Origin of the sequence: Actinomyces israelii (assembly GCF_030253495.1) — a bacterium.
GTDB classification, from domain to species: domain Bacteria; phylum Actinomycetota; class Actinomycetes; order Actinomycetales; family Actinomycetaceae; genus Actinomyces; species Actinomyces israelii.
The window spans coordinates 1,106,863-1,125,354 of record NZ_CP124548.1; the positions used below are offsets into that span (position 1 = coordinate 1,106,863).

15 protein-coding genes are annotated in these 18,492 nt (G+C 74.2%); 9 read left to right on the plus strand and 6 right to left on the minus strand.

The annotated features are described in order from the left end of the window. Window positions 1-122: 122 nt before the first annotated feature. The gene (locus tag AIF0345_RS04545; protein ID WP_285297397.1) at window positions 123-599 is read left to right on the plus strand and encodes a molybdenum cofactor biosynthesis protein MoaE; all 477 of its coding nucleotides are present in this window, start codon (window positions 123-125) and stop codon (window positions 597-599) included. A 14-nt stretch (window positions 600-613) separates the two neighbouring features. Here AIF0345_RS04545 and AIF0345_RS04550 read toward each other — a convergent pair whose 3' ends face one another. The 3 genes from AIF0345_RS04550 to AIF0345_RS04560 all read right to left on the minus strand — a co-directional run bounded on the left by AIF0345_RS04550 (window position 614) and on the right by AIF0345_RS04560 (window position 2,975). Further along, window positions 614-898, minus strand: coding sequence for a MoaD/ThiS family protein (locus AIF0345_RS04550; protein ID WP_043561326.1), 285 nt, complete (start codon window positions 896-898; stop codon window positions 614-616). A gap of 473 nt (window positions 899-1,371) precedes the next feature. Then, on the minus strand, window positions 1,372-2,592 hold the full coding sequence (gene moaA, locus AIF0345_RS04555) for a GTP 3',8-cyclase MoaA (protein ID WP_285297399.1): 1,221 nt from the start codon (window positions 2,590-2,592) through the stop codon (window positions 1,372-1,374). A gap of 80 nt (window positions 2,593-2,672) precedes the next feature. Continuing rightward, window positions 2,673-2,975 (minus strand): DUF2249 domain-containing protein, encoded by a 303-nt coding sequence (locus tag AIF0345_RS04560; RefSeq protein WP_043561324.1) that lies wholly within the window; start codon window positions 2,973-2,975, stop codon window positions 2,673-2,675. A 149-nt stretch (window positions 2,976-3,124) separates the two neighbouring features. Here AIF0345_RS04560 and AIF0345_RS04565 point away from each other — a divergent pair, with 149 nt between their 5' ends. Genes AIF0345_RS04565 through AIF0345_RS04575 form a run of 3 tightly spaced genes read left to right on the plus strand, consistent with a single transcriptional unit; the run spans window position 3,125 to window position 7,082 of the window. Then, entirely contained in the window at window positions 3,125-4,153 is a 1,029-nt protein-coding gene (locus tag AIF0345_RS04565; RefSeq protein WP_285297401.1) for a hypothetical protein, read from the plus strand. 3 nt (window positions 4,154-4,156) lie between these two features. Continuing rightward, the gene (locus AIF0345_RS04570) at window positions 4,157-5,515 is read left to right on the plus strand and encodes a hypothetical protein (protein WP_285297403.1); all 1,359 of its coding nucleotides are present in this window, start codon (window positions 4,157-4,159) and stop codon (window positions 5,513-5,515) included. Beyond that, on the plus strand, window positions 5,508-7,082 hold the full coding sequence (locus AIF0345_RS04575; RefSeq protein ID WP_268916523.1) for a multicopper oxidase domain-containing protein: 1,575 nt from the start codon (window positions 5,508-5,510) through the stop codon (window positions 7,080-7,082). Before AIF0345_RS04570 ends, AIF0345_RS04575 begins: the two co-directional genes overlap by 8 nt. A gap of 23 nt (window positions 7,083-7,105) precedes the next feature. Here the strand turns inward: AIF0345_RS04575 and AIF0345_RS04580 are convergent, their stop codons facing one another. From AIF0345_RS04580 to gabT, 3 genes are all read right to left on the minus strand, one after another. Then, window positions 7,106-7,834: a helix-turn-helix transcriptional regulator gene (locus AIF0345_RS04580; RefSeq protein WP_043561322.1), complete on the minus strand. Its 729-nt coding sequence runs from the start codon at window positions 7,832-7,834 to the stop codon at window positions 7,106-7,108. A 61-nt stretch (window positions 7,835-7,895) separates the two neighbouring features. After that, window positions 7,896-9,389 carry an NAD-dependent succinate-semialdehyde dehydrogenase gene (locus AIF0345_RS04585; RefSeq protein ID WP_285297406.1) on the minus strand — a complete coding sequence of 498 codons (1,494 nt, stop codon included), beginning with the start codon at window positions 9,387-9,389 and terminating at the stop codon, window positions 7,896-7,898. Between the two features lie 30 nt (window positions 9,390-9,419). Beyond that, window positions 9,420-10,745 (minus strand): 4-aminobutyrate--2-oxoglutarate transaminase, encoded by a 1,326-nt coding sequence (gene gabT, locus AIF0345_RS04590; RefSeq protein ID WP_285297408.1) that lies wholly within the window; start codon window positions 10,743-10,745, stop codon window positions 9,420-9,422. A 296-nt stretch (window positions 10,746-11,041) separates the two neighbouring features. On the opposite strand from gabT, the gene AIF0345_RS04595 reads away from it, so the two are divergent. From AIF0345_RS04595 to AIF0345_RS04615, 5 genes are all read left to right on the plus strand, one after another. After that, window positions 11,042-12,757, plus strand: coding sequence for a PucR family transcriptional regulator (locus AIF0345_RS04595; protein ID WP_285297410.1), 1,716 nt, complete (start codon window positions 11,042-11,044; stop codon window positions 12,755-12,757). 271 nt (window positions 12,758-13,028) lie between these two features. Continuing rightward, the gene (locus tag AIF0345_RS04600; RefSeq protein WP_285297412.1) at window positions 13,029-14,456 is read left to right on the plus strand and encodes an aminobutyraldehyde dehydrogenase; all 1,428 of its coding nucleotides are present in this window, start codon (window positions 13,029-13,031) and stop codon (window positions 14,454-14,456) included. Between the two features lie 17 nt (window positions 14,457-14,473). Then, window positions 14,474-15,328 carry a universal stress protein gene (locus AIF0345_RS04605; RefSeq protein WP_268916528.1) on the plus strand — a complete coding sequence of 285 codons (855 nt, stop codon included), beginning with the start codon at window positions 14,474-14,476 and terminating at the stop codon, window positions 15,326-15,328. Next, window positions 15,325-16,890 (plus strand): APC family permease, encoded by a 1,566-nt coding sequence (locus tag AIF0345_RS04610; protein ID WP_285297414.1) that lies wholly within the window; start codon window positions 15,325-15,327, stop codon window positions 16,888-16,890. The genes AIF0345_RS04605 and AIF0345_RS04610 overlap by 4 nt, the downstream gene beginning before the upstream one ends. 211 nt (window positions 16,891-17,101) lie before the next feature. Then, the gene (locus tag AIF0345_RS04615; protein ID WP_043561297.1) at window positions 17,102-18,469 is read left to right on the plus strand and encodes an aspartate aminotransferase family protein; all 1,368 of its coding nucleotides are present in this window, start codon (window positions 17,102-17,104) and stop codon (window positions 18,467-18,469) included. The last annotated feature ends 23 nt before the right edge of the window (window positions 18,470-18,492 follow it).

The window sequence follows — 18,492 nt, forward strand, 5'->3', positions numbered from 1 at the left end:
CGGTATATTCCCGAGGCTCATCATGCCCGTCCGCCGGGCTCGACGGCGCGCGGCGCACCCGGGACGTGTAGCGTCCCGTCCGGGGCGGGCGCGCCCCGGGGAACCGTTTGAGAGGAGCGACTGTGGCTGATACGGCTGACACCGCTGGGCCGGGCGACCGGCCGGGCGGCTGGGGCGCCGCGTGCGTCGTGCGGGCCGGGCTCGCCTCGGAGCCGGTCTCGGCGGCCGAGCTCGCCGCCGCTGTCGAGGACCGGGCGGCCGGCGCCGTCGTCACCTTCGACGGCATGGTGCGCGACCACGACCGCGGGCGGGGCGTGAACGGCATCGTCTACTCCGCCCACCCGAGCGCCGAGGAGGTCGTGGCGCGGATCGCCCACGAGGTCGCCGGGCGGCCCGGCCTGCGGGCGCTCGCCGTCGTTCACCGGGTCGGTGACCTGGGGATCGGGGAGACCGCGCTCGGCGTCGCCGTGAGCGCGGACCACCGCGCGGCGGCCTTCGAGGCCGCCCGCGACATCGTCGAGGAGGTCAAGAGGCGCCTGCCGGTGTGGAAGCACCAGATCTTCGACGACGGCACGCGCGAGTGGTCCAATACCGCCTGAGGGCGGGCCGCGCCTCACCCGCCGGCAAAAGGCGGCAGGATGTCAATACGGTCGCCGTCGGCCAGGGGCGCCAGCGAGTCCGCCGGCGTCGAGAGGGCGTTGACCAGGTAGCTGGAGACGCCGATGATCCGCGCCATCTCCAGGCCGCGTCCCGCGAGCTGCTCGCGCAGGGCGGCCAGCGTCGTGCCGGCGGGCAGCTCGAGGCGCTCCTCGGTGCGCCCGGCGGCCTCAGCGGCGGCGGCGAAGTAGCGCAGCTCGATGGCGATCATCTCGCCGGCGTGCGGCGGGGTGGTGGTCATGTCGGCTCCTCTCGGGTCCGGGCTCTGAAGGGGGGCTCGTGGCTGCACGCGGGGCGGGCCGTTCGGTGCTGGTCGCGTGGATGGTACCCGCCGTCGGCTCCCCGGGGCGGGACCCGTCGGGATGCTGGCCGGCCGCCTGCCGTGTGCAAGAGTGTGAGCCGTGGACCTGGACGCCGCGTGGGACATTGTGGAACGAGCGCCAGCCGAGCACGTGCCGGCGGTCGCAGCCGCGCTGCGGGGGGCTGGAGGACATCGAGCGCCTGAGCGCGACGGTCGGCCGCGAGCTGCCGGCCGACTTCCGGCCGACTTCGTGGCGAGCCTGCGCCGTCATGACGGCCAGGACAACCCGACCCGGTTCCTCGACCTCATTGACCACTACACCCTGCTGGGCGTCGAGGACGGCGACGGGATCTGGCTCGATGACGACTGACGCCCGGACCGACCTCGGCGCTCAATGCGACCGATCCCGACGCTCAGCCGCCGATGGCGGACATGGTGCGCGCGGGCCGCACGAAGCCGCCGGCCGCCCGGCCCGGGGCGTCCGCGCCGTGGGCAAGCGGCTTGCGCCAGGTCGCCCCGGCCCAGACCCGGATGAGCTCGTCGTCGCTCGCACCGGCGCGCATGGGCCCGCGCAGGTCCGTCTCCCGTGCCGAGAACAGGCAGGTCATGACCCGCCCGTCGGCCGTCAGCCGCGTGCGGTCGCAGTCGGAGCAGAAGGGCGCGGTCACCGAGGCGATGACCCCCACCGTCCCGGCCGGGTAGGGCCCGTCGCGATCCGCGCCGGCGGCGACGTCCCACACCGCCGCCGGGCGGCGGTCCGGCCTCCCGCGGGCGCGCAGCCCGAAGCCCGCGGCGCCCAGGGCCTCCAGGATCTGCCCGGCGCCGACCACGTCCCCGGCCCGCCACGACTCGCGCGGCCCCAGCGGCATGTGCTCGATGAAGCGCAGGCTCCACCCGCGCCGCAGGCACTCGCCCAGCAGCCGGGGGGCGCGCTCGCCCAGGGTGCCGGGCACGGCCACGGCATTGACCTTGACCGGCGACAGGCCCGCCGCCTGCGCCCCGGCGGCGCCGCGCAGGACCCCGTCAAGGCGGTCGCGGCGGGTCACGCGCGCGTACTCGCCCCGGTCCAGGGTGTCGATGGAGACGTTCACCCGGTCCAGGCCCGCGGCGCGCAGGCCCGCGGCGCGCCTGTCCAGGCCCAGTCCGTTGGTCGTCAGGCCGATGTCGGGCTTGCGGCCGCGGCGCGTGCGCAGCCCCGCCACCGCGGCGACGATCTCCTCCAGGTCCCGTCGCAGCAGCGGCTCCCCGCCGGTCAGGCGGATCCGCTCCACGCCGAGGCGCTCGACCGCGATGCGCGCCAGCCGCGCGATCTCCGCGGTCGTGAGCAGACTGGGCGCGGGCAGCCACTCGAGCCCGGCGGCGGGCATGCAGTAGGTGCAGCGCAGGTTGCAGCGGTCGGTGACCGACAGGCGCAGGTCCCGCACGGTGCGTCCGTGGCGGTCCGTCAGCCGGTCCGGGACCGCGCCCCCCGACGTCGTCGGCACCTCCTTGAGCGCCGCGGGGTCCCATGCGCCGCCGTGCTCAGGGGAGGACGGTTCCGCGGGCGCTGCGACGCGCACCGCCGGCACCGGCAGCGCCACAGGAGGGCGCACGGCCGGTCCGGCGACGCGTCCGTCGTAGGGCGGAGGGGCCATGGCTGAAGGATACGGGGCAGTGCAGGACGGGTCCGCACCGCAACCGGTGCGTCAGGGCCGACCCGCAGCGGGGGCGCCGCTCAGGCGACGCGCAGGATCTCGACGCGGGCGTAGCCGTCCTCGGCCTCCAGGAGGGTGTGCTGGAAGGTGAGCGGCAGCCGGTCGATCTGGTCGAGCAACGGGGTGGGCACGTGCGGGGCCACCAGGTCGAAGCCCTCGCCCACGTTCAGCGAGGTGGCGGCGCCGATGACGGCGGCGTGGCGCAGACGGTGGGGGATCGCGCGGGCGTCGAGGGTCAGGCGCTCGGAGCCGTGCTCCTGGCACCCGCAGGCGTGGGCGTGCCTCTTCTCCTCGATCGGGATGAGGTCGGGGGTCTCACTCATGGCGTTCTCCTTGCAGTCGTGGGTGCGGCCGCCGCCGACGGCGCACCGGGCGCGCGACCTGCGGCGTGAGCCGAAGCGCGTCGCGAGATCATTGCCCGGCCTGCCACTATTTTATTACGGTGACTGTTGTGGAAAAAAGTGGGGCGAGTGTGTCGAAGGACCCAGGCTCGGCCGCCTCCGCCCGAGCCCCCCAGGCGCCGACGCCGGTCGTCCCGGTTCGTCCCGGTCCGCCCCGGCCGACGTCCGGGCTCATCGTCCTGGCCCTCGCCCTGGTCGGCGCCTGCCTCCTGGCCGGACTCGACGCCGTGCTGCTGAGGCTGGGCGCGTGGGCGCCGGCGGGCGGCGCCGCGCTCGCGGCCCTGCGCGACCCTCTCCTGCTGGTCGGCCTCCTGGGCGCGGTCATCGCCCTGGGGCGGGTCGCGGCCGTGGGCGAGACCTGGGCCCTCCTCGCGCCCATCGGCTGCGCCTCGGGCTGCCTGGCCCTGGTCGCCGGGGTTCCCGAGCCGGCCGGTCAGGTCCTGGCGCTTCTCGGTTCTGCGGCCCTGTGCGCCGTCGACGCGCGCCTTCACCAGCGCGCCGCCTCCGTCGCCGTGGACGTCCGGGCCATGGGCGCCATCGCCCTGATGCTGGGGAACCTGCTCTGGTTGCGCGGCATGGCGATCGCGACCTGCGTCCCCTTGTGGCTGCTCCTCCCCGTGCTGGCCGTCGTCGGCGAGCACCTTGAGCCCGCCGCCCCGGGCTCATCGGACGCCGTGCCCGGCACGGTCGTCCAGGAGGTCCTGCGCGCCGTGTCGGCGGCTGCCCTGCTGGGCGCCTGCATGCTGGGCGTCACCGAGTCCGCCCGCCTCGTCATCGGCCCCGCCCTGCTCGCCATGGCCGTCGTCATGGCCCGCGACGACGTCGCCCGCGGCGCGATCCGCGTCACCGGCGCCGCGCGCCTCGCCGCGGCCTGCGCGCTCACCGGCCGCCTGTGGCTCGCCGTCGCCGGGCTGGCCTGGACCCTGAGCCCCCTGGACGCCGGCCCCGGGGCCGGGCGAGGCGCCTATAAGACCGTCGCCCCCGCCATCGTCCTCGGCTGGGTCCTCTCCATGATGACGGCGCGGATCACCACCCGCGCCGCGACCGCTCCGGCCGCAGGACGTCCCGGGGCCGGCCCGGCCGCCGCACGGAGGCCCTGAGCCGTGCCCGCCTCAGGCGCGCGCCCCGCCCGCAAGCCGTCTCGCCGCAGCACCCAGGTGCGGCGCAACAGCCTCGTCGTGGCCTGGATCGTGGTCGCCGCCGTGCTCGCCGTCCTGGTCATCGGCGGACCGCTGGGCTCCTGGGGAACGTGGCTGCCCCTGCACGCCCTCATGCTCGGCGGCATCGGCTCGGCGATCACGGTGTGGTCGGCGCACTTCGCTGACACCCTGCTGCACCGCCCGGCGCTGGGCGGGGCCGCCCTGCTCGACGCCCGGCTGTACGCCCACGGCGCGGGCACGGCGCTCGTCCTGGCGGGGACCACCGCGAACCTGTCCGCCCTGACTGTGGTCGGCGCCACGGTCGTCGCGCTCGCCGCCCTGACGGGCGCACTGGCCATCGCGGTGCAGTACCGCCGCGCCGTCGCGCCGCGCCTGGCGGCCCTGGCGGTCCACTACGCCGTCGCCCTGACGCTCCTCGCGCTCGGCGCTGCCCTCGGCTACCTCACCAGCCGGGCCGGGGCCCGCGGCCGCGCCCACCTGTCTGACATCCTCTACGTCGCCCACACGACCACCATGCTCCTGGGCTTCGTCGGCACCACCGTGCTCGGCACGCTCACCGTGCTGTGGCCCACCATGCTGCGCACCAAGATGGAGCCCGGGGCGCCGCGCTGGAGTGCCCGCGGACTGCCCCTGCTCGTGGCCGGCACCGCGCTCGTGGCGGCCTCCGGGGCGCTCGCGCCGCTGGCCGCGCTCGGCATGGCCGTCTACCTGGCCGGGGCGTGCGGCGTCATCGTGCCAGCGGCCAGGAGCGCTCGGCGCGTGCCGCCCACCTCCTTCGCCACCGCCTCGGCCACGGCCGCGGTCGCCTGGTTCCTCATCGGCGTGGTGCGTATCGGCACGGGCGTCGGGGCCCTGGCACTCGGCGACGCCGGGCCCGCCGACCGGGCCGCCGCCGCCCGGGAGGTCATCCACGGCGTGCGCGTGCTCCTGGCGGCGGGCTTCGCCCTGCAGGTTCTCGCCGGGGCCCTGAGCTACCTCAGCCCCGTCATGCTCGGCGGCGGCCCGGCGACCACGCGCGCGACCAACGCCATCATGGACCGTGCGGCCGCCTACCGCGTCGTCGCCGCCAACGCCTGCCTCGCCCTGGCGCTGATGACCGCCCTGCCCTGGGAGGTGCGCCTGAGCGGGGCGGTCACCGCGGGAGCCGTTGCCGCCTACGTCCCGGTCGGCATGGGGATGAGCGTGCGCGAGGCCGTGCGCCGCACCCGCGGGCCGTCCCCGCGGCCGGGACCCGGCCGGAGCCCCGCCGCGCACCGGCCCCCTCAGGCTCAGGAGAGTATTCGGGAGAGAGCAGATGAGTGACAAGCCCCCCGCCGATTCCGACGCCACCGGCGCCGGCCCCGGCCGGTCCGCCGGCTCCGCCAGAGCCGGCGGCCAGTCCGGCCGCGGCCGGGTGCACCGCGGGGCCGTGACCTCCGGCACGGCCCCGGCCGTCGGCCCCGGCCGTCGCGCCGCCTCCGCGCAGGACGCCGAGGACGCTCGCCGGGACGCACGCGCCGTCGACCGCCGCGGCGCGCTCTTCGGGCTGCTCACCGCCGGGGCGGCCGTCGTCGTGGGCGCCGCGGTCGGCGGCCGCGGGGTGGGGACGCGCTCGGTGACCGCCACGGGCAGGACCGTCGAGGCCGCCGTCAGTGTTGAGGGCATGCGCTTCGTGCCCGACACCGTCACGGTCTCCCCCGGCGACCGGCTCGTCATCACCCTGAGCAACACCTCCGACCAGGTCCACGACCTCGTCGTCGAGGTCTCGGACGGCGGCACCGCCACCACCGGGCGCGTCGCGGCGGGGGCCACCGGCACCCTGGATGCGGGCGTCGTGGCCGGACCGCTGGAGGGCTGGTGCTCGGTCGCCGGGCACCGCGCGCAGGGCATGGTCTTCCACGTCACGACCGGCGCCCAGAGCACTGCGGCGGGTCACGAGGACCACGGCGACCTCGGCGGCCCGGCGGCCCCGGCCGGCGGCCCCTCCGACGACTCCGACGACGCGGTGCCCGACTACTCGGCGGTCCTGCCCGACGACGTCCCCGCCTTCGACGCCGTCCTGCCCGCGGCCGGGACGGGCACTCTCCACGAGCACACCTTCACCGTCACCGAGCCCGTCGGCTACGTCGGCGGCGGGGTCACCCAGAGGCGCCTGACCTTCAACGGCCGGGTCCCCGGGCCGGTGCTGCGCGGCAGGGTGGGCGACACCTTCAGGATCACCCTGGTCAACGACGGCACCATGAGCCACTCCCTCGACCTTCACGCCGGTGTCGTCTCCCCGGACGGGGTCATGCGCTCGATCAACCCCGGGGAGCGGCTCGTCTACGAGTTCGTCGCCCAGCGCGCGGGCATCTGGCTCTACCACTGCTCGACGGCGCCCATGAGCGTGCACCTGGCCGGCGGCATGCACGGCGCCGTCATTATCGACCCGCCCGGCCTGGGCGAGGTCGACCACGAGTACCTCCTGGTCCAGTCCGAGATCTACCTGGGCCCCGAGGGCGGGCAGACCGATGCGGCCAAGGTCGCCGCCAAGACGCCCGACCTGTTCGCCTTCAACGGCATCGCATTCCAGTACCGCGACCGGCCGCTGCCCGCCAGGCCCGGTGAGCGCATCCGCTTCTGGGTCCTCAACGCCGGGCCGTCGGAGCCCATGAGCTTCCACTGCGTCGGGCTCCAGCTCGACCAGGTGTTCCTCGAGGGGGCCTGGAGCCTCGGGGGACCAGGCCGGATCGGCGCCGCGTGGTCCGGCGGCGGGCAGGCCCTGGGCCTGCAGCCCGCCCAGGGCGGCTTCGTCGAGGCCGTGCCGGCCGAGCCCGGCACCTACACGTTCGTCTCCCACTCCTTCGCCGACATGGAGAAGGGCGCCATGGGGAGGCTGGTTGTCGCGTAGTGAGCGGGACGGGCGGGACCCGCTCAGGCGGGCGCCTCCCCGTGCTCGACGACGACGCGGCAGCCGTCCTCGCACAGCGGCACCAGCGTCAGGCGGGTGCGCGCGCCGGTCTCGCCGGCGGAGGAGCGGTGCAGGCCCGCGCGCTCGTAGACCTCGTTGAGGTAGCCCTCGTGCATGACGCACACCAGCGGGTGGGGGGTCCGGCCGCGGGACACCAGCGGGCACGCCTTGAGGACGAGGGCGTCCCCGTGGGGCTCGGGCGCGAAGCCCATCATGGACAGGGCCGGCAGGAGGCCCGCGGTGCGCCGGGTCGGGCCGGCGCCCTGGCCGGAGTCCCCGACATCCTGCACCGACGGCGTCATCTGCGCCCAGCGCCGCCCGATCGCCAGCGCGAGCTCGTGGGCCCGGGGGCCGGTGCCCAGCGTCTCGGCGACGGCGTCGAGCAGGGTGAGGTAGGAGTCCAGGACCTCCTCCGGGTTCGGGGCGGTCGAGGCGTAGCGCAGCGCGGGGCGGCCGCGCCTGCCCGTCGGCTTGGAGGAGACCTCGACGAAACCGGCGTCGACGAGCGCGTCGAGATGCTCGCGCACGGTGTTGTGATGGAGGTCCAGCGCGGAGGCCACCTCGGCGGCGGTCATCGGGCGGTGGGCCGTCTCAATGAGCTCGAGGACACGACGCCGGGCGACCGTCAGCTCGGTGCGCGCCGACAGGTCCGCCCATGAGGGGCGCGGTAGGCGCGCAGAGACATCAGACACGCGGTGAGCCTAGCGGGAGCGACAACGCTCGCACAAAGCGCTCCCCTCCGGCCGGGGCGCCTCAGTCCCAGGCGATCGACCAGTACTGGGTCTCCTGGAACTCCCGGACGCCCTCGCGGGCGCCCTCCCTGCCGATGCCGGACTCCTTCAGGCCGCCGAAGGGCGCGGCCGGGTCCGAGACCAGGCCCCGGTTGATGCCGACCATGCCGAACTCGAGCCTCTCGGCCAACCGCATCGCCCACCCCAGGTCCCCGGAGAAGACGTAGGAGGCCAGCCCCGCGTCGGTGCCGTTGGCCCAGCCGAGCATCTGCTCCTCGTCATCCCAGGCGATGACCGGGGCCACCGGGCCGAAGATCTCCGTGCGCACGATCTCGGCGTCGGGGGCCACACCGGCCAGGATCGTCGCCGGGAGGAACGCCCCGGGCCCCGTCGGGCACTCGGAGCGGGCGGCCACGCGGGCCCCCGCGGCGACGGCGCGCTCGAGGAGCTCGGTGATCGCGTCGCGGGCCCGCACCGTGATCATCGGTCCGATCTCGCACCCGGCCGGTCCCAGGGCCGGGCCGACCCTCAGGGCCCGCACCGCCCGGGCGAGGCGCTCGACGAAGGCGTCGTGGACGTCGGCGTGCACGTAGAAGCGGTTGGCCGCGGTGCACGCCTCGCCGGCCCCGCGGAACTTGGCCTGCACGGCGCCGGCCACGGCGGCGTCGAGATCGGTGTCCGGGGCCACGATGAAGGGGGCGTTGCCGCCCAGCTCCATGGAGGAGACCAGGACCTTGTCCGCCGCCTGGCGCATGAGCGTCCTGCCCACCTGCGTCGAGCCGGTGAAGGAGACGGCGCGCACGCGGGAGTCCTCCAGCCAGGTCGTGGAGATCTGCGCCGAGCGGGTCGAGGGCAGGATGTTGACCACCCCCGCGGGCACGCCCGCCCGCTCGATGAGGCGCCCCAGGGCGACCGCCGTCAGGGGCGTCAGGCTGGCGGGCTTGAGGACGACGGTGCACCCGGCGGCCAGCGCCGGGGCGATCTTCCGGGTCGCCATGGCGGCCGGGAAGTTCCAGGGCGTGATCATGGCGACCACCCCGATGGGCCGGTGGGTGACCAGCGTGCGGGTGCCTCCGGCAGGGGAGGGGCCGAAGCCGCCCTCGGTGCGCACCGCCTCCTCGGAGAACCAGCGGAAGAACTCGGCGGCGTAGCGGATCTCGCCCAGGGCGTCGGCGAGCGACTTGCCGTTCTCGGCGCTGATGAGGGCCGCCAGGTCGTCCTCGGCGTCGATCATGAGCGAGAACAGCGAGCGCAGGAGCTCCCCGCGCAGGCGGGGCGCCGTCGCGCCCCATGCGGGCAGGGCCGCGGCGGCGGCGTCGACGGCGGCCCGCGCGTCCTCCAAGGTGGCGTCGGCGACGGTCGCGAAGGGCTCTCCGCAGGCCGGGTCGACGACGTCGAATGAGCCGTGGTCGGAGGCGGCCCGCATCGCACCGCCGATGAGCAGGCCCTCCCGGGCGTCGATGCCGGACAGGACGCCGCTCAGGCGGGGCGCGGCCTCAAGGGTTCGGTAGGTCATATCGGTTCCTCCTCGGTTCTCAGGGGGCGCTCAGGCGCGGGCGGACGCCAGGGCGTCGTGGATGATGGCCAGGCCCCGGCGCAGGAGGTCGTCGGGCATGGTCAGCGGCGGCAGGAGACGGATGACGTTGGAGTCCGTGCCGCAGGTCAGGACGATGACCCCCCGCTCGCGGGCGCGGGCGGCCACCTCGCCGGTCAGGGCGGCGTCGGGGCGCCCCGTGCCCGGGTCGATGAGCTCCAGGGCGAGCATGGCGCCGCGCCCGCGGACGTCGCCGACGCGGGGGTCCTCGGACCGCCAGCCGCGCAGGATCTCCAGGCCGATCTGCTCGATGCGGCGGGCGCGGGAGGCCAGGTCCTCGTCCTCGATCATGTCGAGGACCGCCAGGGCGGCGGCGCAGGCCACCGGGTTGCCGCCGTAGGTGCCGCCCAGGGAGCCGGGCCCGGCGCAGTCCATGATCTCGGCGCGGCCGGTGACGGCGGACAGCGGCAGGCCCCCGGCGACGCCCTTGGCGATCGTGACCAGGTCGGGGACGACGTCGTCGTGCTCGCAGGCGAACCAGCGGCCCGTGCGAGCCATGCCGGACTGGATCTCGTCGACGATGAGGACCGCGCCGCTGGCCGCGCACCACTCCTGGAGGGCGCGCAGGAAGCCGGGTGCGGGGACGACGAAGCCGCCCTCGCCCTGGATGGGCTCGATAATGACGCAGGCCACCTGCTCGGCGCCGATCTGCGCCTCGATCCGGGCGATGGTGCGCTCGGCCGCTTCCGGCCCGTCGAGCCCGTCGCGGAAGGGGTAGGAGCCGGGCACCCGGTAGAGCTCGGGGGGGAAGGGCCCGAAGCCGGCCTTGTAGGGGGCGGCCTTGGCGGTCAGCCCCATGGTCAGGGCGGTGCGCCCGTGGAAGGCGTGGTCGAAGCAGACGACGGCCTGGCGCCCGGTGTGCCTGCGGGCGAGCTTGACGGCGTTCTCCACCGCCTCCGCACCGGAGTTGAACAGGGCTGTGCGCTTGGGGAAGTCGCCGGGGGTCAGGGCGTTGAGGCGTTCGGCGACCGCGATGTAGCTCTCGTAGCGGGTCACGGCGAAGGATGTGTGCGTCAGGCGGTCGACCTGGTCGCGGACGGCGGAGGCGACGGGGGCGGCGGCGCCGCCGACCGTCGTCACCCCGATGCCGGAGCCGAAGTCGATCAGCCGGTTGCCGTCGACGTCCTCGAGGATGCCGCGGTCGGTGGCGGCGGCGAAGGTGGGCATGGCCGCGCTCATGGCGCGGGGCACGGCGTCTCGCGCCCGCTCGGCCAGCGCCCGCGCCCTGGGCCCGGGCATGGGGGTGGAGATGAGCTCGTCCTGGGGCAGTGTCGTCATCGTCGTGCCTTCCTCGTCGGGGCTGTGTACAGGCCGTGCGGCTCGTGCCGGGCGTTGTGCGCCGAGGGCGGCGGTGACAGCGCTGGCATCGCGTGCGGGCCCGGCGCACCAGGAAGTCAAGCACGGCACGGCCCCCGTCATCCGGAGCAATATGCTCATGTGGGCGCCCTCTGGTGTGCGACATGCACTTCGGGTGCGGCCGCGAGAGCGGCTGAGACCCCCGCCGCCCCGCCGCGGGGCCCCGACCGGCCGTTCGCGCAGGCGGACGACCCCGGGGGTGTGCTTGGATGCCCGACATGGTCACCGTCGCTCAGCTCCTCGCCGATCCCCGCCTGCGCCTGCGTGCCGTCCACCTGCCGGATCCCGAGCGGCGGGTCGAGTGGGTGGCCGCCACCGAGCTCCTGCACCCGGCCTCCTACCTGGAGGGCAGCGAGCTGGTCCTCACGACGGGGCTGGCGATGGCCGGGGTGCCGGCCGCGGTCTGGGCGTCCTACGCCGACGAGCTCGTCGAGGGCGGTGCCGCAGCCCTCGGCCTGGGCACCGGCATCGCCTTCCAGGCCATCCCCCTAGAGCTCAGGCGCGCCTGCGAGCGCGGCGGCCTCAACCTCCTCGAGGTCCCCCACGAGGTGTCCTTCACGGCCATCAGCCGGCGCGTCGGCGCCGGCCAGCCGCGCGGCGGCGAGCCCGGCTCCTCCGGCGAGCCCGGCTCCTCCGGCGAGCGCGCCGACGACCGCCTCGTCCTGGCCCAGCTGACCAGGGCGGCCGCCCGCGGCAGCGACGTGGCCGTCCTGCACGCGCTGGCGGCCTGCGTCCACGGCGAGGCGGCCCTGTACTCCGCGCACGGCCAGGTGCTGTCGGGGCCCTACGGCGTCGGCAGCCTCCTCGACGAGCGCCTCGTCGTCGAGACGATCTCCCGGATCCGGTCCCGCGGGCTGCGCGGCGCCGCCGGCGTGGAGGAGGGGAGGGTCCGCCTGACAGTGCGCCCCATAGGGCTGACCGGGGAGCCGGGCACCTACCTCGTCACCGCCGTCGACCGGGACGAGGCCGGCCCGGTGCACCTGGCGGTCGAGCTCTCGTGGTCTCTGCTCAACCTCGCCGAGGAGTCCTCCCGGGGGCGGGCGGCGGTGCTCGCGGACCTGCGCGCCGCCGGCCTGCGCCACCTCCTGGAGGGCCGGATCCGGGAGGGGCTGGCGGTGCTCGGGCAGGTGCCCGGCTGCCAGGCCCTGGGGCGCACCGGCACCTGGCGCATTGCCGTCGCCCTGGGCGAGGAGGGGCGGGGCCCGGCGCTTCTCCAGGCTCTGGCCCGCGCTGCCGAGGGCGGGACGGGAGCGTCGGGCCCGGCGGGCTGCCTGGTGTGGGCTCCGGCGACGCGGGTCGACGGCGGCGACGGCCCTGACGGCCCTGACAGCCCTGACGGCCCTGACAGCCCTGACGGCCCTGACGGCCCTGACGTCTCCGAGGGAGTCCTCCTGGCCGGCCCGGCGACGGCGGTGGACCGGCTGCTCGCCCCGCCGAGAAGGGCGGGCGCGGCCGCGGCGGGCGGCCGCGGCCCGGCCTCCGCGACAGGGGCGCGGGCCGCCCTGACCGCCGCCCTTGGCGCCATGAGGATCGGGGTCAGCGCCCCCGGGCGCATCGAGACCCTCTCGCAGGCGCGGGCCCAGGCCGCCCACGCCGCCCGGGGCGCCCGCGGCACCGGACAGGTGCGCGACTGGGGGAGCCTGGGCGGCGTGGACGCCATCGACCTCATCTCCCCGGCCGACGCCCGCGTCCTCGTGACGGCTCAGCTGCGCGCTGTCGCGGAGCGTCCCGAGCTCCTGGAGCTCCTGGAGGCCTACCTCGCCGAGGGCGGCGCCACGGGGCGGGTGGCCTCGCGGCTCGGCATCCACCGCAACTCCCTGCCGCAGCGCATCCGGCGCCTGCGCCGGGCCCTCGGCGTCGACCTGGACGACGCCACGGTGCGCTCCAACCTGTGGATGGCCCTGAGGCTGCGCGAGCGGGTCGGGGCGGACTGACGCCCGCGCAGGCCCGCGAGCGCGCGGGTTCAAGCCCGCAGCGGGGATCGGGCGCGTGAAGATTGTGCATCTTGCACCTGTGGACGGATAAGACACGACGTTACTATCCGGACATCTCTTGGGACTCAAGTCCTATGTTTCCGCGGTGTTGCGGAGCATGAGGGGCTGCGCCGGGGCGCGACCCGCCCGCAGCAGTGAGCAGGAGACGGGCCGCCCGTCCTCGGTAGCGGCTCCAGCACAGTCCGCACGCACACGAACGGAGAGACTCACCATGAGCCTGTCCCCCCTACCCAACTACATCGACGGGGCGCCCGTCGCCTCCCGCGCCTCCTCCGCCCTCGAGGTCAAGGACCCCCGCACCGGCGAGACCGTCGCCCTGTGCCCCGTCTCCGTCCAGGAGGACGTCGACGCCGCCTACGCCGCCGCTCAGCGGGCCTTCGCCGCCTGGCGGCTGACCACCCCGGCGCAGCGCCAGGAGCTCATCCTGCGCCTGGCCGACGCCGTCGAGGAGGCCGCCGCCGAGATCGTCGCCGCCCAGCAGCGCAACACCGGCCAGCTCGCCTCCCTCATCCGCAGCGAGGAGGTCCTCACCGGCGCCTCCCAGCTGCGCTTCTTCGCCGGAGCCGCCCGCATGGCCTCCGGCCTGGCCTCCGGGGAGTACGCCGAGGGCCTGTCCTCCCAGCTGCGTCGCGAGCCCATCGGCGTCGTCGGCCAGGTCGTCCCCTGGAACTACCCCTTCATGATGCTCGTGTGGAAGGTCGGCCCCGCGCTGGCCGCCGGCAACACCATCGTCCTCAAGCCCTCCGAGACCACCCCCGAGTCCGCCCTCGTCTTCGCCCGCATCGCCGGGAGGATCCTGCCCAAGGGCGTGTTCAACCTCGTCCTGGGCGACGCGACGACCGGCCGCCTCATGGCCTCCCACCGCGTCCCCGGGCTCGTCGCCCTGACCGGCTCCGTGCGCGCCGGCTCGGACCTGGCCGCTCACGCCGCCGGCCACCTGACCCGGGTCCACCTCGAGCTGGGCGGCAAGGCCCCCGTCATCGTCTTCGACGACGCCGACCTCGAGGCCGCCGCCGAGGGCACTGCCACGGCCGGCCTGTTCAACGCCGGCCAGGACTGCACCGCCGCCACCCGAGTCCTGGTCTCGCGCGCCGTCGCCGAGGACTTCACCGCCACCCTCGTGCGCCGCGCCGAGGCCCTGCGCACCGGGCCCATCCCCGAGGAGGAAGCCTTCTTCGGCCCCCTCAACAACGAGCGCCAGCTCGAGCGGGTCTCCCGCCTCGTCCAGGAGCGGCCCGCCCACTCCACGCTGCTGACCGGGGGCCACCAGGTCGGGCGGACCGGCTACTACTACGCCCCCACCGTCATCTCCGGCCTGCGCCAGGAGGACCGCCTCGTCCAGGAGGAGATCTTCGGGCCCGTCCTGACCGTCCAGGTCTTCGACGACGACGACGAGGCCCTCGCCATGGCCAACGGCGTGGACTACGCCCTGTCATCCTCCATCTGGACCGCCGACCACCGCCGGGTCCTGCGCTTCTCCCGCGACCTCGACTTCGGCTGCGTGTGGGTCAACACCCACATCCCCCTCGTCGCCGAGATGCCCCACGGCGGCTTCAAGCACTCCGGGTACGGCAAGGACCTGTCGGTCTACGGGGTCGAGGACTACACCCGCGTCAAGCACGTCATGAGCGCGCTGTGAGGACGGGGGGCACACACATGCGCATCCTCACCGCCTTCACCCACTCGCTGGGGGGCCAGGACGCCTACGCGCTCGCGGCCAGGCTCTCAGACGCCCTCTCCTGGCCGATGGACATGGTCTCCATCATCCGCGGCGGCACCCACGGGGCCATCACGGAGGGCTCGGACATCGCCTACCAGGACGTCGTCCTCCAGCAGGTCGTCCAGTGGATGGACGAGGTCACCTACGTCCGCCCGACAGAGCTGCCCGTCACCAAGCACCTTCGCTACAACGACTCCTTCCCCGAGGGCCTGATCGAGACCGCCGTCGAGCTCGGCTCCTCACTGCTCGTGGCCGGCGGCGGACGCCACGGCCTGACCGGGCGGGTCTCCCTGGGCAGCATCGGCCAGACCCTCCTGAACGCCTCCCCGGTGCCCGTGGCCCTGGCTCCCCGAGGCACCCGCTTCGACCGCGAGGCCGGCGTCGAGCGCATTACCGTCATGCTCGGGGAGTCCGGCGGCTGGCAGCCCGTCCTGGGCGCCGCCAGGACCTACGCGCAGGCCTGCGGCGCCCCCCTGCGCCTGGTCACCGTCGCCACGCGCGACTCCCCCGACGACGCCCGCATTATCGAGCGCGCCGAGAGCTGGCTCGATGAGGCCCGGCTCACGGTGGACGGGCTGGAGGACGAGCGCGTCGTCATCGTCCGCGCCGGGGACATGGGCTCGGCGATCGTGTCGATGGACTGGAAGCACGAGCTGGCCCTGCTCGGATCAGCGCGCCTGGCCCGCAGAGGACTCCTCTTCCTGGGCCCCACCGCCAACAAGATCATGCGCAACCTGCCCGTGCCCCTGGTCGCCGTGCCCAGCGCCCCGGAGGGCGGCGAGGAGACATGAGTGGCGACTCCGCGGCCCGGGGGAGCGCTGACATGTCCCGCAAGGGGCTGGCCGCCGGCTCCGTCGGGCTGCTCGGCGCCATCGTCATCGGCGTGTCCTGCGTGGCCCCCGCCTACACCCTCACCGGGGCGCTGGGGCCCACGGCCTCCGAGGTCGGGGCCCAGGTGCCCGCCATCTTCTCCGTCGGCTTCATCCCCATGCTGCTCGTCGCCCTGGGCTACCGCGAGCTCAACCTCTACATGCCGGACTCCGGGACCTCCTTCACCTGGGCGACCCGGGCCTTCGGGCCCTGGGTGGGCTGGATGGCCGGGTGGGGGGTGATCGTGGCGACCGTCGTCGTCCTGTCCAACATCGCCGCCATCGCGGTCGACTTCTTCTACCTCATGCTCGCCCAGCTCCTGGGGCGCCCCGACATCGCCGGGCTGACCGACGTCCTGCCCGTCAACATCGCCACATGCCTGGTCTTCATCGCCCTGGCGACCCTCGTGTCCTACCGGGACATGCAGACCACGCAGAGGCTCCAGTACGCCCTGGTCAGCTTCCAGCTCGTCGTCTTCGTCGGCTTCGGCCTGGTGGCCCTGATCCGCTGGCTGACCGGGACCGCCTGGAACCCCACCCCCATCCAGCTGGACTGGTTCAACCCCCTGGCCGTGCCGGACTCCTCGACCTTCATCGCCGGCGTCTCCCTGTCCCTGTTCATCTACTGGGGGTGGGACGTGTCCCTGACCGTCAACGAGGAGGTCGAGGACTCCGGCAGGACGCCCGGCAAGGCCGCGGTGCTGACGGTCCTGGCCATCGTGTCGGTCTACATCGTCGTCACCCTCGGCTCGATGACCTTCGCGGGACTGGGAGAGGAGGGCATCGGGCTGGGCAACCCCGACATCCAGGAGAACGTCTTCTTCGCCCTGTCCGAGCCGGTCCTGGGCCCCTTCGCGATCCTGATGTCGCTGACGGTCCTGACCTCCTCCGCGGCCTCGCTGCAGTCCACCTTCGTCTCGCCCTCCCGCACCCTGCTGGCCATGGGGCACTACCGGGCGATGCCCGCCTACCTGGGCAGCATCTCGCCGCGCTTCTACACGCCGGGCAACGCCACGATCGTCTCGGCGCTGTCCGCGGCCACGTTCTACACGATGCTGAGGATGGTCTCCACAACCGTCCTGTGGGACACGGTCCAGACGCTCGGCGCGATGATCGCCTTCTACTACGGGCTGACCGCCTTCGCGGCCGTCTGGTACTTCCGGGGCCACTGGTTCCGATCCCCGCGGGACTTCTTCTTCCGCTTCCTCGCCCCGGGCCTGGGCGGCACGATCCTCGCCGCCATCCTGGTCATGACCCTCAGGGACTCCATGGACCCCGCCTACGGCTCCGGCTCCCAGATCCTGGGATTCGGGCTAGTGTTCATCCTGACCGTCGGGCTCATCGCCCTCGGCCTCGTCCTCATGATCATCCAGCGCCTGCTCGACCCCGCCTTCTTCCGCGGCGAGGTCCTCGCCGTCTCCGACGCCGTGGCCGACGATGCAGGCGCTGCGGCCATCACCGAGGAGGAGGCCGTGCCCGACTGACTGACCGCGGTCGGCGCCGGCCGCGCGCCGGCGCACCGCACGTCCTCGCGCGACTCACGCGTATCCACAGTACCTCGCCAGTACTTCACGAATACTTCGCCATCTACTTCCCCAATAACCCCCTGACCGCGCCAGGCCGGCGAGCAGGGCCGATGCAACCAGCACAAGACAGCGTGGACGCCAGGCCGGCCCACACGAAGGAGAAAGAGCAATGAGCATCAACATGGAGCGCGTCGCCGAGCTGACCGAGTCCGAGGGCAGGCGCCTCAACGAGCGCACCCGCGGATCGCAGCGCATGTACGAGCGCGCCAGCGAGCACCTGGCCGGAGGCGTGGCCTCCTCCTACCAGCTGCGCGACCCGTGGCCCATCTACCTCGAGCGCGGCCAGGGACCCAGGGTCTGGGACGTGGACGGCAACGAGATGTGGGACTTCCACAACGGCTTCGGCTCGATGCTCCAGGGGCACGCGCACCCGGTCATCGGCCGGGCGGTGGGCGAGCGCTACGCCCTGGGCACCCACTTCGCGGCGCCCACGGAGGACGCCGTCGTCGTCGGCGACAACCTCGCCGAGCGCTGGGGCCTGCCCAAGTGGCGCTACACGAACTCCGGGTCGGAGTCCACCATGGACGCGATCCGCATCGCCCGCGCCTACACGGGCCGCGACACGGTGATGAAGATCTTCGGCTCCTACCACGGCCACCACGACACCGTCATGGTCTCCATCGGCGTGCCCTACGACCAGATCGGCGACCACGACGCGCCCGCCTCCCTGTCCTACGGCGCCGGCATCCCGGACGCCGTCGTCCGCATGACCGTCCCGGTGCACTTCAACGACGCCCGGTCCATGGAGCAGCGCATCATCCAGCTCGAGGCGGAGGGCCGCAAGCCCGCCTGCGTCATTATGGAGCCCGCCATGATGAACCTCGGCGTCGTCCTGCCCGAGCCCGGCTACCTCGAGGCGGTCCGCGAGATCACCGAGCGCCACGGCGTCGTCCTCATCTTCGACGAGGTCAAGACCGGCCTGTGCATCGGGCCGGGCGGCGCCACCAAGCGCTTCGGCGTCACGCCGGACCTGGTCACCATGGCCAAGGCCCTGGGCGGCGGCCTGCCCTCGGGCGCCATCGGCGGCACCGAGGAGGTCATGAGCGTCGTCGAGGACCACTCCGTCTACCAGGTGGGCACCTACAACGGCAACCCGCTCGTCATGGCGGCCGTGCGCGCCAACCTCGAGCAGGTCCTCACCCCGGAGGCCTACGAGCACCTCGACCACCTCAACGACCGCATCCTGGCGGGCTGCAACCGCGTCATCGAGGCCTACGACCTGCCCGGCTACGCCGTCGGCGTCGGCGGCAAGGGCTGCGTCACCTTCTCCCCGAAGAAGGTCATCGACTACGAGACCTTCAAGGAGCACCAGAACGAGGCCCTGTCCGACCTGGCCTGGCTGTTCAACATGAACCGCGGCATCTTCATGACGCCCGGCCGCGAGGAGGAGTGGACCCTGTCGGTCACCCACACCGACGAGGCCATCGACGCCTACGTCGACTGCTTCGAGGAGCTCGCCGAGGCGATCACCTCCTGACCGCCTCCCGGCCGGTCCTCCTC

Excerpts from the sequence above, each read along its gene's own strand:
- gabT (WP_285297408.1), bottom strand. The coding sequence starts at position 10,745 with ATGACGACACTGCCCCAGGACGAGCTCATCTCCACCCCCATGCCCGGG.
- moaA (WP_285297399.1), bottom strand. The coding sequence starts at position 2,592 with ATGGCCCCTCCGCCCTACGACGGACGCGTCGCCGGACCGGCCGTGCGC.
- AIF0345_RS04585 (WP_285297406.1), bottom strand. The coding sequence starts at position 9,389 with ATGACCTACCGAACCCTTGAGGCCGCGCCCCGCCTGAGCGGCGTCCTG.
- AIF0345_RS04575 (WP_268916523.1), top strand. The coding sequence starts at position 5,508 with ATGAGTGACAAGCCCCCCGCCGATTCCGACGCCACCGGCGCCGGCCCC.
- AIF0345_RS04560 (WP_043561324.1), bottom strand. The coding sequence starts at position 2,975 with ATGAGTGAGACCCCCGACCTCATCCCGATCGAGGAGAAGAGGCACGCC.
- AIF0345_RS04600 (WP_285297412.1), top strand. The coding sequence starts at position 13,029 with ATGAGCCTGTCCCCCCTACCCAACTACATCGACGGGGCGCCCGTCGCC.
- AIF0345_RS04550 (WP_043561326.1), bottom strand. The coding sequence starts at position 898 with ATGACCACCACCCCGCCGCACGCCGGCGAGATGATCGCCATCGAGCTG.
- AIF0345_RS04595 (WP_285297410.1), top strand. The coding sequence starts at position 11,042 with ATGGTCACCGTCGCTCAGCTCCTCGCCGATCCCCGCCTGCGCCTGCGT.
- AIF0345_RS04615 (WP_043561297.1), top strand. The coding sequence starts at position 17,102 with ATGAGCATCAACATGGAGCGCGTCGCCGAGCTGACCGAGTCCGAGGGC.
- AIF0345_RS04610 (WP_285297414.1), top strand. The coding sequence starts at position 15,325 with ATGAGTGGCGACTCCGCGGCCCGGGGGAGCGCTGACATGTCCCGCAAG.
- AIF0345_RS04605 (WP_268916528.1), top strand. The coding sequence starts at position 14,474 with ATGCGCATCCTCACCGCCTTCACCCACTCGCTGGGGGGCCAGGACGCC.